This is a genomic window from Halosimplex amylolyticum, assembly GCF_051414035.1.
Taxonomy (GTDB): Archaea; Halobacteriota; Halobacteria; order Halobacteriales; family Haloarculaceae; genus Halosimplex; species Halosimplex amylolyticum.
The window spans coordinates 2,009,654-2,023,290 of record NZ_JBLKNW010000001.1 but is presented as its reverse complement, the minus strand read 5'-3'; the positions used below and the strand labels follow the sequence as shown (position 1 = coordinate 2,023,290).

The 13,637-nt window shown below is 61.6% G+C and carries 18 protein-coding genes; 9 read left to right on the top strand and 9 right to left on the bottom strand.

Annotated elements, in window-relative coordinates; all coding sequences use genetic code 11:
- Positions 1-113: 113 nt before the first annotated feature.
- Both ACMGFE_RS09675 and ACMGFE_RS09670 read right to left on the bottom strand, forming a co-directional pair.
- The gene (locus ACMGFE_RS09675; protein ID WP_436924949.1) at positions 114-668 is read right to left on the bottom strand and encodes a hypothetical protein; all 555 of its coding nucleotides are present in this window, start codon (positions 666-668) and stop codon (positions 114-116) included.
- A gap of 102 nt (positions 669-770) precedes the next feature.
- Positions 771-1,085, bottom strand: a complete 315-nt coding sequence (locus ACMGFE_RS09670; protein WP_436924948.1) for a hypothetical protein — start codon at positions 1,083-1,085, stop codon at positions 771-773.
- Positions 1,086-1,292: 207 nt separating this feature from the next.
- On the opposite strand from ACMGFE_RS09670, the gene ACMGFE_RS09665 reads away from it, so the two are divergent.
- Positions 1,293-1,880 (top strand): tyrosine-type recombinase/integrase, encoded by a 588-nt coding sequence (locus tag ACMGFE_RS09665; RefSeq protein WP_436924947.1) that lies wholly within the window; start codon positions 1,293-1,295, stop codon positions 1,878-1,880.
- 5 nt (positions 1,881-1,885) lie between these two features.
- Here the strand turns inward: ACMGFE_RS09665 and ACMGFE_RS09660 are convergent, their stop codons facing one another.
- From ACMGFE_RS09660 to ACMGFE_RS09645, 4 genes are all read right to left on the bottom strand, one after another.
- Entirely contained in the window at positions 1,886-2,302 is a 417-nt protein-coding gene (locus ACMGFE_RS09660) for a hypothetical protein (protein WP_436924946.1), read from the bottom strand.
- 9 nt (positions 2,303-2,311) lie between these two features.
- Positions 2,312-2,437 (bottom strand): hypothetical protein, encoded by a 126-nt coding sequence (locus ACMGFE_RS09655; RefSeq protein ID WP_436924945.1) that lies wholly within the window; start codon positions 2,435-2,437, stop codon positions 2,312-2,314.
- Between the two features lie 75 nt (positions 2,438-2,512).
- A complete protein-coding gene (locus ACMGFE_RS09650; protein WP_436924944.1) occupies positions 2,513-2,857 on the bottom strand; it encodes a hypothetical protein in 345 nt (114 codons plus the stop codon).
- 3 nt (positions 2,858-2,860) lie between these two features.
- Positions 2,861-3,187, bottom strand: a complete 327-nt coding sequence (locus ACMGFE_RS09645; RefSeq protein WP_436924943.1) for a winged helix-turn-helix domain-containing protein — start codon at positions 3,185-3,187, stop codon at positions 2,861-2,863.
- Positions 3,188-3,300: 113 nt separating this feature from the next.
- Between ACMGFE_RS09645 and ACMGFE_RS09640 the strand changes: the two genes are divergently transcribed.
- The 8 genes from ACMGFE_RS09640 to ACMGFE_RS09605 all read left to right on the top strand — a co-directional run bounded on the left by ACMGFE_RS09640 (position 3,301) and on the right by ACMGFE_RS09605 (position 9,525).
- Complete coding sequence (locus ACMGFE_RS09640) at positions 3,301-3,510, top strand: CopG family transcriptional regulator (protein ID WP_436924942.1); 210 nt, start codon at positions 3,301-3,303, stop codon at positions 3,508-3,510.
- Positions 3,511-3,593: 83 nt separating this feature from the next.
- Positions 3,594-4,403 (top strand): hypothetical protein, encoded by an 810-nt coding sequence (locus tag ACMGFE_RS09635; RefSeq protein ID WP_436924941.1) that lies wholly within the window; start codon positions 3,594-3,596, stop codon positions 4,401-4,403.
- Between the two features lie 102 nt (positions 4,404-4,505).
- Positions 4,506-5,549, top strand: a complete 1,044-nt coding sequence (locus tag ACMGFE_RS09630) for a tyrosine-type recombinase/integrase (protein WP_436924940.1) — start codon at positions 4,506-4,508, stop codon at positions 5,547-5,549.
- Between the two features lie 308 nt (positions 5,550-5,857).
- Entirely contained in the window at positions 5,858-6,172 is a 315-nt protein-coding gene (locus ACMGFE_RS09625; RefSeq protein WP_436924939.1) for a hypothetical protein, read from the top strand.
- A complete protein-coding gene (locus ACMGFE_RS09620; RefSeq protein WP_436924938.1) occupies positions 6,173-6,736 on the top strand; it encodes a hypothetical protein in 564 nt (187 codons plus the stop codon). It abuts the gene before it with no gap.
- Entirely contained in the window at positions 6,733-7,236 is a 504-nt protein-coding gene (locus ACMGFE_RS09615) for a PD-(D/E)XK family putative nuclease (RefSeq protein WP_436924937.1), read from the top strand. The genes ACMGFE_RS09620 and ACMGFE_RS09615 overlap by 4 nt, the downstream gene beginning before the upstream one ends.
- Complete coding sequence (locus ACMGFE_RS09610) at positions 7,236-7,706, top strand: DUF8129 domain-containing protein (protein ID WP_436924936.1); 471 nt, start codon at positions 7,236-7,238, stop codon at positions 7,704-7,706. Before ACMGFE_RS09615 ends, ACMGFE_RS09610 begins: the two co-directional genes overlap by 1 nt.
- A gap of 184 nt (positions 7,707-7,890) precedes the next feature.
- Entirely contained in the window at positions 7,891-9,525 is a 1,635-nt protein-coding gene (locus ACMGFE_RS09605) for a DUF7845 domain-containing protein (protein ID WP_436924935.1), read from the top strand.
- A gap of 405 nt (positions 9,526-9,930) precedes the next feature.
- Here ACMGFE_RS09605 and ACMGFE_RS09600 read toward each other — a convergent pair whose 3' ends face one another.
- From ACMGFE_RS09600 to ACMGFE_RS09590, 3 genes are read right to left on the bottom strand one after another with little or no spacing between them, the layout of a single operon-like run.
- A complete protein-coding gene (locus ACMGFE_RS09600; protein WP_436924934.1) occupies positions 9,931-10,311 on the bottom strand; it encodes a hypothetical protein in 381 nt (126 codons plus the stop codon).
- A gap of 1 nt (position 10,312) precedes the next feature.
- Positions 10,313-10,543 carry a hypothetical protein gene (locus tag ACMGFE_RS09595; protein ID WP_436924933.1) on the bottom strand — a complete coding sequence of 77 codons (231 nt, stop codon included), beginning with the start codon at positions 10,541-10,543 and terminating at the stop codon, positions 10,313-10,315.
- Positions 10,544-13,357 carry a hypothetical protein gene (locus tag ACMGFE_RS09590; protein ID WP_436924932.1) on the bottom strand — a complete coding sequence of 938 codons (2,814 nt, stop codon included), beginning with the start codon at positions 13,355-13,357 and terminating at the stop codon, positions 10,544-10,546. It abuts the gene before it with no gap.
- Positions 13,358-13,637 lie beyond the last annotated feature (280 nt).

Here is a 13,637-nt window from a genome sequence, read left to right as displayed (position 1 = left end):
CTCTGCATAGAGTCGGGCACCCTGACCGTTTACCACCGTTCTCGCACAGACTGTGCTTAACCGCCGATATTCAGGTAGGAGAGATGGTGTAGGTGCCCGTTCAAGAATCCAAATCAATCTTCTCGTTGTAAGAACTCAGCAAAATCGTCGAACCCCCATCTTAGCCATTCAAATTTCATCTTTGCACGGTCAAAATAATAAAGGAACACGAAGATAACAGAGATTGCTGCTATTGAAGTACTGACAGGAAGAATTAGATTGGTTAGTGGAATGCCTATCTCGGAGAAGCCATCGAAGAAACCGATAACAAATGAGGTCGTGCTTAACAGGGTACCAATTGCGATGGCACTTACGAAATTTACCGCGACATCTGCTGCATTCTCAGGTGGACTAAGCTCTTGATCTCGGTGTTTTGAGAAAGACAATCGGCGAGCATACCTATAGTGGAAAATCGCCCAAATCATAGCGCCAAACCACGCAGCAAAGCCAAACGCGGTATATCCAGAAGATAGAATATTCCGGACGATTTCCTGACCCTCTGCCTGATAGAAAAAGGCTAGAACTGAAGAATATAGGCCGGCAAGGATCAGATTAATTCTAAACAGCCGTAAGGAATCGTCTGCTACGTCCGAAGCCATCTCTTGGTCAAATTCAGTTTCAGAGGTCATACTTTGGACATGTGGGGTTTCCACTAATAATTAACCACCACAGAGATTTTTTGTCCGGTTCTCACCGAAGGTTTCGGATCTGCTCAGCACGGAGTATTCTCGTTACAGTCCTAGCTGGTCGGCTGTCCACTCCTCACCGGCCTTCCCCATCATCTCGTCTTGATCAGAGAACACCGTGTGCTCGCTGACGTATTCATTGAATGGGCCGTCCGGAATCTGTTCAAGATCCTCCTCCGATTCCACAGTCCATGGACTTTCTTGGAAAAACTCCTCCAGTGACTCAAAGTCAGTGTACTCTTTCATGAAGCTAGGATTGAAAAGTTCGGACAAGGGCACCTCATTCTCTCCGTCCAGTTCTTGAGCACGGTCACTGAGTTCTTCTAAGTCGTCTACTAAATCATCAATATCATCCGTCATGGCATCTGTTTGAATACCCGGCATCAAAATAGTACGGGCTTGATAAGTAAGCAGATGGACTGAACAGGAGCTCAGTGAGTGGCCCACTGAAATTTGTGTCCGGTTCTCAGTACATTCTCGGACAGATACGGGCCGATCACACCCCGGATCACCCCCAGTTTACCCCAAGATTCTAGGATTTCTGACCGCAAAGGAGAGATACCGGACATGAACTTAGAGAGCTACCCCGACGACGAGGGAATGAAAGTCTGGCTGTCCGAACGAGAAGTGCAGCAGCTACTCGACTACTTCGAGGACACGGAGAAGCGGATCGCGATGGGACTGGGCGTGCGGTGCGGGCTCCGGTCCGACGAAGTGGTCCGCGTCGCGCCCGAACACGTCGCCGAGACCGACGCCGGGCGGATGCTCCGCGTATGGCGCAGCGCGAAGACCGACAAGTACCGCGAGACGCCGATCCCGCCGAACCTCGCCACGACCATCCGCACGGTCGGGGACGTGCGTGAAGAGCCGAGAGACGCGCCTGTGGTCGACGTGTCGACGCGGACGCTCCGGCGGTGGACAGCGAAGGCGACCGACCAGCTGCACGAGGAGACCGGGGAACCCGGCTGGGAGTACGTCGGCTTTCACGATCTCCGGCGGACCTGGGCAACGAGTCTCCGGAGCGAGGACGTTGACGCGATGGTCGTCTGCGACTGGGGCGGGTGGGACGATCTACAGACGTTCCTCGACCATTATCGGGGGACGCACACGCCCGAGGCGCAGCGTCGCGAGCGCGAAAAAGTCGAGTGGCTGTAATTCACTCAGGCAGATTCGTAGACGCGAAAATCATCCGAATTCTTTGCGCGGTGAATCCACTCCGAGATCTCGTTGTTCTCGTCCAACTCATCCAGCACCTCGAAGTAGTCAATTACAGTCTTCCTGAACTCACCGTCTCGCGCCCAGAACTGGTTTTCGTCCCCCTTCTTGTACACAGCGACCACGAGCAGAATCTCTGCTTCGTATCCGATCCAATGGGCACCGAACGCCCTCACCACTGATCGGTCTTTCTTGATTTGTTTCACCGGGGGCAACACGCCTTTCTCGAAAACCATCGAGGGGTCCCAGGCATCGAGAAAAGCCTCACATTCGGATCGGATCCTCGATTCCAAGGACCCGTCCAAAGCCTCTAAGTTCTGTTTAGCGGGCTGAACGTAGACAACATACCGTTTATCCGCCATCAGAAACGACTACTCGTCAGCAGAAAGACCGAGTCCGAACTCTTCCGCCGAGGGGAGTTCTTCGAGCGTTTCCTCGGCATTCAGCAACTCGTCAGAACCATCTTCGTCTGAGTTGCCGACGTTGAAATGGCTCATTGGCGTACCTGAGACAAACGGCTGCTGGTTGATAAAGTACTAGGTTATTAATCAACCTTCGTAGGAATCTTCTTCTCACAGCCACGGGTCTGACATCCGGGCTTGCGGCCATCGGCCGGGACAGGGATACCGGTCCTGAAACACCTTGCTGGCGGTTGGCTTTGGGCGGTATCTCGCGTCGATATCACCCCTCAAAAAGAGGATTCCGTCTCCCGTCAGATCGTACATGTCGTCCCCGATAGGAACGACGAGACCTGCGTACTGGAGTGTCTTGAACCGGTCCCGGATACGTCCCCGTGAGGCACTGATACCGCGCTCCTGGGCCAGTATCGTGGGAGACGCCCAGCCTTCCGAATCCATATATTCGAGAATCCGTTCGTCGATTTGTTCCATCCAGTGGGCCGACTTTCTCTCGGTCATGAGTTACACCTGCTCGTGGTTGTCCCCCATCGACCCGTTCCCATTCCCGTTCTCAACGTGAGATTCCACCTCGTCGGGCGCGTCTTCTGACGTGTCTATCTCCCCATCGAGATACCGCTCCCCCCGCTCGGTGATCATGTACACCGCATTCCCAACCTCTCGAAGAAGTCCTTTCTCTACGAGCTTTTTACATCTCCGAGAGATATAGCTCTGGGAATACCGCACGTAATCGCTTTTCGCCATCTCGGTCGATCCAGCCGCCTCATTCCTTCGTATGTACTCCAGAATCCGGTCATCGGCGAGAACCATCCAGTCGCCAGAGTAGCGCATTATTGGTTACTAACTAACTAAACTCGTATTATTGTGGTGATATAGACGTTTAGGTCTAGGCTATTCGGAAGGGGATAGATTTATGCATATGGTGGTTACTTAGTTATTATCGCATGCCAGATCGAAGCATTCCGGTGACGCTGTCGGTTCCGGTGTCGCTAGACGAGGAAATCCGGAACAGCAAGGAAGAGTACGGTATGAATTACTCGGAGTACATCCGTCACTGCGTCCGAGAACACGAATCTAACAACGCAGAGAGGCCGAACGTGCAACTGGGCACGGACGGAAACGGAGAGGTTCTTCGAGACGAGGGGGCTGCCTGAATCATGTCCAGTGACCTGCAAGCCCCCAGTTTCGATGATGCGAGCAGCGGAGAAAAGACTGACGACGACGAGGAGGCCGGCCCATGAACTCGGCCGTTCCCGAGGGTTATCGGCACGACCCGCACGCCCCCGACCTGTTCGTTCTCCGCTGTCCCGGCTGCGATCACGAAGAACGTCGACAGCGTCGGTCCGGCAAGATGGACCGGCGGTGTATCCAGTGCGACCGTCTGATGGGCGTTTCGCCCGTCTCGAAGGCGCCCGCGGAGTCGCCCGGCGAGGGCGAGCAGCGGGCGATGACCGACGGCGGCCGGTCCCCGGAGGAGCGGCAGGCCGCCGCGCTCGAAGAGCTGGCCCACCGGACGCGCCTGCAGAACGCCGTCCTGCTCCAGCTGGTCAACGAGACGAAGGCGCTTCGGCACGTCGAGGCCGGCGCTGGCCCGGTCGACTTCTCGACACCGGCGCTTGCGAAGTCCGTCGAGGATCGCGCGCTCGAACTGACCGAGCGGGTCAATATCGACGACGTCGACGCGTCCGCCGACCCGGACCTCATGACTGACGGCGGCTATCTGAAGAGCCGCGGCGACGACGCCGACGAGGAGGGGTGTGGGCCGCTCGATCCCGAGAACCTCAACCAACACGCGAGTCCTGCGTACCTCCAGCGGTCGGGCTACGGGAACGACCTCGTGGCCGACTACAGCGTGCTCGATAGCGGCTGGGTGCGCGTGACTGAGTGGGACGGCGAGCGCGTCAAGTTCCCGCCTCATGAGGTGCAGGCCGTCCGAGAGGTGGCCGTCGAGCGGTACGGCAGAGAGGGCGAACTCGGCCGCCGCCGTCGACTCGCCAACGAGGAACACATCGAGGAAGCCCGCGAGAAGGGTGGTGAGTCGGCGTGAGCGCAGAGGGCCGCCTGCAGTGCGAACACTGCGGGCAGACGTTCCTCGTCTCTGATGGGGAGCGGATCACCATCGACCACTTCCAGAACTGCACAGGCCTTGATGACGGGGAGTAACCGGAATCGCCCCGATTTCACCCCGCGTGAAGCCCGTCGCCGCTATCTCGACCACCGCAAGACCGAGGCGTCGGCGAGTTCCATCAAGTCCTGGGCGTCCCGCCTGAAGCGGTTCTGTGACTGGGCCGACGACCAGCCCGACATCGAGACGATGCGGGATCTCGACGGCTGGAAGCTTGATGAGTGGGAGAACCACCGGCGCGGTCAGGGCGTCGCTTCGTCGACGCTGAACAGCGAGATGCAGACGGTCAAGAACTGGGTCGAGTATCTCGCCCGCATCGAAGTCGTCGACGACGAGCTGCCCGAGAAGGTCCACGTCCCGGAGGTGCCGGACGGGGAGGAGTCCAACGACGAGATGTTGGAACACGGCGCCGCGCGGTCGCTGATCAAGTCGTACCGGAACGGCCCCGATCGCGCGACTGCGAACCACGCGCTGCTTGAACTGCTGTGGTTCACCGGCGCGCGTCTCGGCGGTGTCCGCGCTCTCGATCTCGACGACTACCACCCCGGAGAGCAGTACGTCGAGTTCCGACACCGGCCGGACACCGGCACACCGCTGAAGAACGATAGCGACGGCGAGCGCGCCGTCGGACTACCGGCGAGTACCTGCGTGGTGTTAGACGAGTACATCGACCGGTACCGCTCGGACGTTTACGAGAGAGGGCGTCAGCCGTTCCTCACGACAGCGAGAGGCCGACCCGGTGAGAACACCGTCCGGGTGTGGTGCTACATGGCGACGATGCCGTGTCTCTACCAGGACTGCCCGCACGGCCACAGGCGCGACACCTGCGAGTTCGTCCACGTCCACCACGCGAGCAAGTGCCCGTCGAGTCTGTCCCCCCACCGCGTTCGGACGGGCTCGATCACGTGGCAGCGCGACCAGGGCTTGCCGGCGGAGATCGTCGCCAAGCGCGTGAACGCGACGCTCGAAGTCATCGAATCGTACTACGACAAGGCGACGGAGCGCCAGCGGTTGGAGCGTCGCCGTCGCCCCTATATCGAGAACCTGCAGTTCGACCCAGAGGACTGATCATGAACCCATACACTCCGTTCGGCCAGAAGAACCGACGGAGTGGGGCTATTCGCCGTGAAGGTATCCCTCGGCGGTCCCATTCTTCAACTTCCTGGATGGATATTATCGGGTACTCACCCGTGCGTCTGTCCAAATTTCGGGTTCGTTAAAGACGAACAGAAGTGGTGCCTTTAAGTCGAGGTGGTCCGCGTGAGCTCCGAGTCTCGCGACCCGCTCTCGGAGCCGATCGTGTGTGATTTCTGTGGGTTTTCTATCGAGGAGATCGACCAGGAGTGCCCGGCCCGCGACGAGGAGGTGTGTCGTCCATGAAGGACGTCGATCCCGCCTGCTACGTCGACGTCCGGAACGCCCGACGAGTCGATTCGGACGGCCCCGTTGCCGAGAGCCGGGGGAAGTGCGGTGTCTGTTTCGACGACGGTGAGATTCCCGAAGACGTCGACGAGGTCGTCGTCGGTAAGCACACCTCGAAAGCCCACCTCCCGGACGGCTACGAGGTGAGCTCCGAGGCGACAATCCCGGACAATCCCTCTTGCCACACCGACGGTCTCGCCGCGAAGATAGGCGCTGAAGACTTTGGGCCGGACGATATCGAGGACCTCGCTCGCGGGGGTGACGCCTAAATGTCGTCCGACGAGTGGCCCGTCGTCGTCGACGGCGACAAGTATCGGCCGATCCCCGAGAGCTGGATCGAACACGGCTCTGACCAGGGGAACGGCTCGCCTCGCGTGTACGCGGTCTCCGTCGCCCGGAGCGTCCGCGAAATGATCTCAATCCGGTACGCGACCCGAGACGGCCGAGTCTTCCGAGTGACGACGACCGGTGCCGAGAACCCGACTGGCGGGGGGATCGTCCCTGCGTCGCTCGCGAAATACACCGACTGGCCGCGATCGCTCGTCCCCCGACAGTATGTCGACTCCGTCGATGTCCTCCGGGGTGCCGAGTCCGTGCACATGCGCGTGCTGTGGTCCGACCGCCTCGAGGGGCGCGACGATCAGGAGAGCGACCGGCGGGTCGCGACCGACGGCGGTTCCATCGAGGACGAAGATCTCGACGCTGTCGACACTCTCGAAACAGCCCTCGGCCAGATGGAGAGTAAACGTGCTCGAGAGCTGGTCCGTGAGGCGCTCCAGCTCGAGATGAACCGAGGCGATATCGAGCGATCCGAGGGAGGTGAGGACGCTTGAGTACCCTCTCGTCGTCGAATAGTATTGGCGAGTCCGTCGAGGGAGCGGTTATCAACTCGGATCCCGCCCTCGAGGCCGTCGGCGACTCCGTCGCTACGTGGTACGACGCCCGGACGATCCGCTGTCTCGATCCCTGCTACGAGCGGCCGTTTCTCGGGATTCCGCTGGTCGAGAAGGGTACCGAGGTCGAGATTAAGGGAGCGTGCGTCGTCCGGTCGAACGGGTCTCGACAGTCCGCCGGACACTGGTACATCAAACGCGCCGCACACGAGAAACTCCTCGACACCGGCGGAGTCTATCTCCTCGCGGTGTACGCCCCGTACGAGGATACGCCGATCCTTCGGAGCGCCATTATCCCCGCGAGTATCCTCGACGAGGAGCTCGGCGGTCGCTGGTACGAGGTCGATGCCGACCGCTCCGAGAAAGAGGTCGTACAACTCTCCTGGCCGGTCATTATCGACCGCGAACGCGTCCCCGGCTCGGCGGAGGTGAGCAGCTGATGCCGTCGACGAACCAGGCCGGCGGCCGCGACTTCCCCGCGTTCGACAACATCGAGGCGGACATCGGCCACAACCCAGCTCGGTATCTCGACTGGGACTTCCTTGCGGAGTCGTACGGGGATCGCGATATCAAGAGCGGTCGTAAGCTCCTCCTGAAGGCTCGGATCCGTGGGATCGACCGGATCGAAGTGGTCCGCGCCTACAAGGCGGTCGAGCGTGCTATCGGTCGTGGGCCAGCGGGCGGACCACGCGAGGCGGTGATGCGCCTTCTCGACCAGCGCGAGCAGTTCCTCCAGGAGGCCGGCGAGCGCCCGGAGCGGCTATCGTACGGACCGCGCCGTCCACCGGAATCCTACGCGACAGAAACCGACGACGAACGCGACGAGCAGCCGCTCACCGCCGCCGAGAAGCTCTCTCGAATGCGCTCCGGCCGAGTCGCGACTGACGGGGGTGAGCGTGATGGCGAGTGAACAGTCTACGAGCGGTACTGTTCACCAGGTAATAAGAGGAGCTTTGGCCCCAGTTGTGCCCCTCAGGCCCCAACCACATTATCGGGGCCACCACCATGTGATTGGTACTCACTGGCGAAAAGGCCTGTGTTGGCCTCACCGCTCAGTAGACACGGATACTGTTCAGGACAGGAGGTGAGCGCCGGTGGCACAAGTCGAGCGAGCCACCCACGAGGCAGAGGCGTGGCTCTACTATGCCCCCACCGGCGATGAAAGCGAGGAGTACGTCGACTACGACGGACTCGATCCCTACTGGGCGCTATCGGACCTCCTGATCAACGAATTCGACGGATACCAGGAGATCACCGACATCGAGATCGACGGTGAGCTGTGGGACATCCGGATGAACTACAGCAAGAGCGGCTTTCAACCGCGGCCAGAGGACAGCGTCGCATCCGACCGGCTCTACGAGTTCGATATCAACGCCCGCGGTCGCGGCGAACGAAAGTGCTCCTACAACGTATCGCCGCGCTTCCCGGGTATGCGGAAGTCTGTCGGCGAGCGCACGACCACTGCGTTCGACCACACCGACCCGGACGAGGGGGTTAGCATCCACTGCCAGCCGTCGAATATGGAACTTAACGATGTCGCCGACCTCTTGCCACGGTTCATCTTCGAACTCGCCAACTCAGCCGATGTCGGTCTCTATCACGGGTACTTCTCCGAGCCTTTCGACGGGCGGATCACCGCCCTCGAGCGCTACGTCCGGCTCACCCGGACGATGAACGAGAAGCTAATCGGCACCGGCGGCCTGCTCGACCGGCTGTCGATGCTTCTCTCGGATACGAAAGGAACCGCCGGGATGTACAAGTGGGACAACGAGCGGGAGCGCGGGCACCATCACGTGTTTCGGCACGGGTCCACGAGCGCCAGCGAAATGGTCTCGGGCCACCGGCTCGGCGGCCAGATCAAGAGCTACCTGCCTGAGCACCCGGAAAAGTTCGAACCCGACGACCCGCTGTTTCATCCGAAACTCGGTGTGAAGTTCGTCCAGGGGCGTACCGCATCCGGGTCGGTCTCGTGGGAGGACCGGGACGAGGTCGTGCGCGAACTCGACGAGCGTCTTGTGTCGCTACTCTCCTGGGCGGAAATCCCGACGGAGGCCGGCGGGACCACCTACGTCGCCGACGACCACTTCGACGCCGGCCCGGCGGAGGAGTCCGTCCCGATCCACTCGGACCCGACGCCACGCCTCGAGGCCAAGCAGGAGCACCTGATCGTGACGACGCTCCGGGACATGACCGCCGCCGACGAGGAGATCGTCGAGAACCTCGCGGCCGACGGTGGTCGGCCGACCCGGGAGGTCGCCGACGCGGCCGGCGTGGGGCTGTCAACCGTGTACCGGTGTCTCCAGCGTCTGGAGGGCGTCATCACGTCGGACAACGGCCACGTCCGGTTCGTCTCGGAGAAGCTCCGCCAGGAAATCCGTGCGATCACGGAGGCCGCAGAGTCGAAGATCGAGAGCGCCGCGGACCGCGCGGCCCAGCTGGTCGACATGGACGTCCGCCAGTCGGCCTCGAGCGCGTTCGACCGGTGGCTCGCGAAGTACGGCGCCGAGTTTGACGCGCCGACCAGCGAGGGCGATCGCCCGACGGTCCGGATCGACACCGTGCTCTCGAAAATGAAGTACTCGACGAACCCGCTCGTCGACGACGTCCTGGACGAGATGTTCCAGGCGTGGGCGAACGACGGCCGCGACCCGCAGGCCCTCGCCGACGCGATCGTCGAGGTGACCGTCGACGGGAGCTCCATGCGGCGGCCGGTCGCGACCCTCCACTGACGCCCGACGCCAGAGAGGCATCACTGTCTCTCGTACCTTCTTTTTATAAAGGATAGCCCGATTTCACCCCGAACCCTGTTTTCAGGTGGAACACGGATACACGCGGATCGACCTCGAGCCGGTGGTTTGCCGGTCGAGCGGTTCCCGCTCTCCGGGCAAGCCCCCTTAGGAGGTGTGCCTAAGGGCACGCGCCTGCGGCGCGCAAAAATACACCCCGGCTTCCCGCTAGTCTCCACCTGAAGCACGGGAAATGGGGGTCGCTCTCCTCGAACTTTACCTCTATCGTAAACTCATCAACTAATCACCCATGTGCGGGTCCGCTGTCGCGTCCGCTCGCGTCGCTGGTCGTGCGTGTAGCACTACGGCCGCCTGTCCGCTCGCGTCCGGCCGCTAGGCCGCGTCCGGCTACTCGCCCGACTCCGCGGCCGCGCCCGACGTGCCGCCGTTGTCGGCGCCGTCGACGGCCGTCGGATGGAGCTTGACGCCGTGCGTGTTCTGGTGGGTCCCGCAGAGATCGGCGCCGGCGTCGCGAGAGTTAGCACAACGTCGATCGTTGGTCACGTTGGCCGCGCGACAGCGCCCGCCCGTGAGCTCGAGCGCGTCGACGCGCCGCGCGATTACTACGAGCGCCAGCACGGGCGCCAGCACCAGCGCAACCGCGAGCTCGTCGGTCGCCCACGCAGGCACGATTGTTCTACGCGCGATCCACGCGCTCGCCCACATTGCCGCCCAAAACGTGCCCGGAGACGCGAGAGCTTCGGTCACGTCCTCGAGTCCCGCCGTCATGTCACGAAAGCGGGAGCAGACCGAGGAGCCCGCTCGAGAGGTCGACCACGCCGAACAGGAGTCCCAGCGCCAGGAGGATCAGTCCGTAGCCGGCGAACTGAAAGTATTTCGCGAGGTCCGCCGCTCCCTGTACGTGGAACCCGACGACGATCAGCACGGCCGCGATCCCCGTCCCCTTCGGGTCGTTGAGGAGGAGTTCGAGGCCCATCGCGATCGCCTTCTCGAGTACCATCTACTCGCCACCTCCGCGCTTGCCGCCGCCGACGCTCGTATCGAGCGAAAGGTTCCGATTCACGACTACCTGCGGCCGGCCCCAGCGTTTGATCGCCATGTATGCCAGCACGGCGAACGCGAGGATCGCGAGCGGCGCCGCCTCTTTGACGCCCATCCCGACGAGCTCGAGGAGCCGGGCGATCCCCATCCCGACGGCGCCGATCAGCGACTGGCCCGACAGCGCCTCCATTCCGAGCAACACCAACACGATCCCCTCCGAGATGTACAGCGTTCGGTAGGAGAGCCGTCGCTTCCCGAAGTTCCGGGAGAGCACCCACACCGCGAAGATAAGCCCCGCGACCACCGCGAGGATCCCGACGTGCCCGAGGCCCGGATCCGACACCGACACAGCCGGCGGGCCGACCGCGCCGACGCCCGATCCGCCGCCGCCCGACGAACTCGAGGAGCTGTCTACCTGAAACTGTAGCCACTCGCTCGAGTCGTCGTCCGTGAGCGTGATCGGACTGTTGGCCGTCCCGGAGTCCCGAACGACGCCGTTAGTCTTCGAGTACAGGATATAGTCGGTTTCCGACTTTGCGTTCGTGAACGTCAGATCTACGTCCGTCCCCTGGCCGTTCGGGCCGGGCTTGAGGAGGAGCTCGGGCTCCTCGAGGTCGACGCTATCGCCCACCTCGACGCGCACGTCCCCGGTCGCGGGCGCGGGTTCTACCGGGAGCGTGCGAACGCGAGCGAGCGATCCCTGTGCCGCGTTGGGGAGATAGAGCCGCCGCGTCCCGTCGGACTTGATTACTTGATACTCCGAGGCCGACCAGCTCTCGTTTGCCGTATAGTGGGCTCGCGGGTTATCGACGCCGATATACGAGTCTGACGCCCACGAGTCCACCCGGATCGCCGTGTCGAGTCGCTCGCCCGGCGCCGTCGGCTCCTCCACGGTGATCGACCCGTTGTGAACGTCGACCTTGCTCGCCGCGTCGCGAACGCGCACCTCGTCGCCTGCGGTCACGTCGCCGATCTCGGCGTGTACCGTCGACCCGTCGAGCGTGTACGCCGAGGCCGTCATCTCTTGCCACGCCCCGCCGTTGATCGAATACTCGAGCGAGCGGACCGCCAGGATATCGCCCGAGTGCTCGAGATCGACCGTTACATCCGACTGGTCGCTCGCGAACTGTTTCGAGACGTTATACCGCTCGCTCCATCGCTCGTCGGTATACGTCTGGTTGATCCGGTCGGTCGCGGAGTGCTGATACGTGATCCCGACTTTCGGATCCGGCGCGTCCGGCCCGACCGACTCGCCGACGCGTATCTCGACTGTGTTGCTTCCCGACGACAGCCAGCTTGTCGACCCGTTGCGCGTGACCGTCTGCCCGTCACTGAGCGGCCCCATCACGGACAGCTCGTTTCCGTTTACGAACGCCTTCGGGTTTGTCGTCTCTTGCCGCTCCTTGAACCGGAACGCGAGATCAGCCGTCCCTTTCGACGTTGTGAACGTCGCCGTCGACGTCGATGTCGAGAGCTCCGCCAGCTCTACCGTCGCCCTCTCGCCGTCCATGAGCGTCCCCGTGAACGAGGCGTCCGCGTTGCTGTCGCCGTCGATATCGACCGCTGGGTCGACCGTCCCTTTCCGCTCGCGCCAGTTGATATCAAGATCCGCCGTTCCCTTCGACGTTGTGAGCGTCGCCGAAGACGTCAACGTCGAGAGCTCCTCCAGCTCTTTCGTCACTGACTGGGTGGGCTCGAGCGTCCCCGTATATTGCTCCTCTGCCGTGCCGTCGCCGTCGATATCGACCGACGGATCGACGGTCCATCTCCGTTCCGTCATATCGAGCGAGTAGTCGACTGTACCCGCCGAGTGCTCGAAATTCAGCGAGCTGGCAGACACCGAGATCGAGAACTCTTTCGTCTTCGTCTCTCCATCGGAGAAGCTACCGAAGCTTACCGATGTCCCCGAGTCGGTCGATACCGAGAGCGACGACGGCGGAGGCGAGTAGCCGACGACATCCAGAGCATGATCGTATAGGTTCCCATTTTCAGACATATAATTCGAGTGCCCGCTCTCGGACGTGAGATAGACCGCGTTATCGTTTGAGTCGCCGTATACGGGATGTACTTCGACAGTGACATCCCCATCTGTGCTTACCGATTGACTGAGCGAAATGTTCGCCCAGCCGCTCGAGGTCGTCCAATCATAGTTGTCCTTAACGAGAGTGCCCTCCTGGTAGGCCCCATCCGGCGTTTCGTCGACGATGTAGATATCCACCAGTAGAGGCCCCACATTCGTCGATTGAGAATCTACATTGAAGTCTAAGCGGCTGATCTCGCCCGGTGCATCGTCGATCCGGATCTCACAGGCAAAATACTCCTCTGAGCTCGTGTGCGAGAAGCATTTTTTAGCCCCGTCGGGCGACGAAACCGATGAACCGCTGTCTTCCCGCCCCGTGACCGCCATTTCCGGTTTGTTGTTTCCGCTCGGTCCCGTCGGGTCGAGATTCCCGTCGACAGTGATCGACTTTGACGAGCCCGCCGCTACACCGGAGCCGGTTTTAGTCACCGACCGGGTGAACCCGTCGCCGCCAAACGTCACCTCTGGCTCGTTGTTCGAGCTCGGCCCCGTCGGGTCGAGATTCCCGTCGACGCCCAACGTCACCGACGACCCGCTCGAGACGCTCGTCGCCGAGACGCTATCGGTCCGGGAGAAGCCGATCCCTGTAAATTCGACCGTCGGCTCGCCAGTATCGGATGGGCCAGTCGGATCGAGTGAACCCGCTACCGGTACATCCACCGACGAGCCGCTCGAGACGCCCGCCGCGGTCACGTTGTCCCACTCCGTCGACGTCCGGCCGGTAAACGCTACCTGCGGCTCGGTCGCCGAGTCGAGATCGTTCAGGTCGTAGTTGAACGTCGTTCCGTTGACCGCGGGATCGCCCGTGAGGATCACCTCGCCCTCAAACGACACTTGCCCGATCGCTGGCCCGACAGCCGCCAGGATCAACATGAGCGCGAACGCGACCGAAAACGCGCGTTTACGCACGGGTGATCACCCCCGCCCCTGCCCTCACATTAATATACGCGCGCGTGTGGGTTCCTCGCTCGCC

Coding starts and splice junctions, on each gene's coding strand:
- ACMGFE_RS09675 (WP_436924949.1), bottom strand. CDS start 668: ATGACCTCTGAAACTGAATTTGACCAAGAGATGGCTTCGGACGTAGCA.
- ACMGFE_RS09670 (WP_436924948.1), bottom strand. CDS start 1,085: ATGACGGATGATATTGATGATTTAGTAGACGACTTAGAAGAACTCAGT.
- ACMGFE_RS09665 (WP_436924947.1), top strand. CDS start 1,293: ATGAACTTAGAGAGCTACCCCGACGACGAGGGAATGAAAGTCTGGCTG.
- ACMGFE_RS09660 (WP_436924946.1), bottom strand. CDS start 2,302: ATGGCGGATAAACGGTATGTTGTCTACGTTCAGCCCGCTAAACAGAAC.
- ACMGFE_RS09655 (WP_436924945.1), bottom strand. CDS start 2,437: ATGAGCCATTTCAACGTCGGCAACTCAGACGAAGATGGTTCTGACGAG.
- ACMGFE_RS09650 (WP_436924944.1), bottom strand. CDS start 2,857: ATGACCGAGAGAAAGTCGGCCCACTGGATGGAACAAATCGACGAACGG.
- ACMGFE_RS09645 (WP_436924943.1), bottom strand. CDS start 3,187: ATGCGCTACTCTGGCGACTGGATGGTTCTCGCCGATGACCGGATTCTG.
- ACMGFE_RS09640 (WP_436924942.1), top strand. CDS start 3,301: ATGCCAGATCGAAGCATTCCGGTGACGCTGTCGGTTCCGGTGTCGCTA.
- ACMGFE_RS09635 (WP_436924941.1), top strand. CDS start 3,594: ATGAACTCGGCCGTTCCCGAGGGTTATCGGCACGACCCGCACGCCCCC.
- ACMGFE_RS09630 (WP_436924940.1), top strand. CDS start 4,506: ATGACGGGGAGTAACCGGAATCGCCCCGATTTCACCCCGCGTGAAGCC.
- ACMGFE_RS09625 (WP_436924939.1), top strand. CDS start 5,858: ATGAAGGACGTCGATCCCGCCTGCTACGTCGACGTCCGGAACGCCCGA.
- ACMGFE_RS09620 (WP_436924938.1), top strand. CDS start 6,173: ATGTCGTCCGACGAGTGGCCCGTCGTCGTCGACGGCGACAAGTATCGG.
- ACMGFE_RS09610 (WP_436924936.1), top strand. CDS start 7,236: ATGCCGTCGACGAACCAGGCCGGCGGCCGCGACTTCCCCGCGTTCGAC.
- ACMGFE_RS09600 (WP_436924934.1), bottom strand. CDS start 10,311: ATGACGGCGGGACTCGAGGACGTGACCGAAGCTCTCGCGTCTCCGGGC.
- ACMGFE_RS09595 (WP_436924933.1), bottom strand. CDS start 10,543: ATGGTACTCGAGAAGGCGATCGCGATGGGCCTCGAACTCCTCCTCAAC.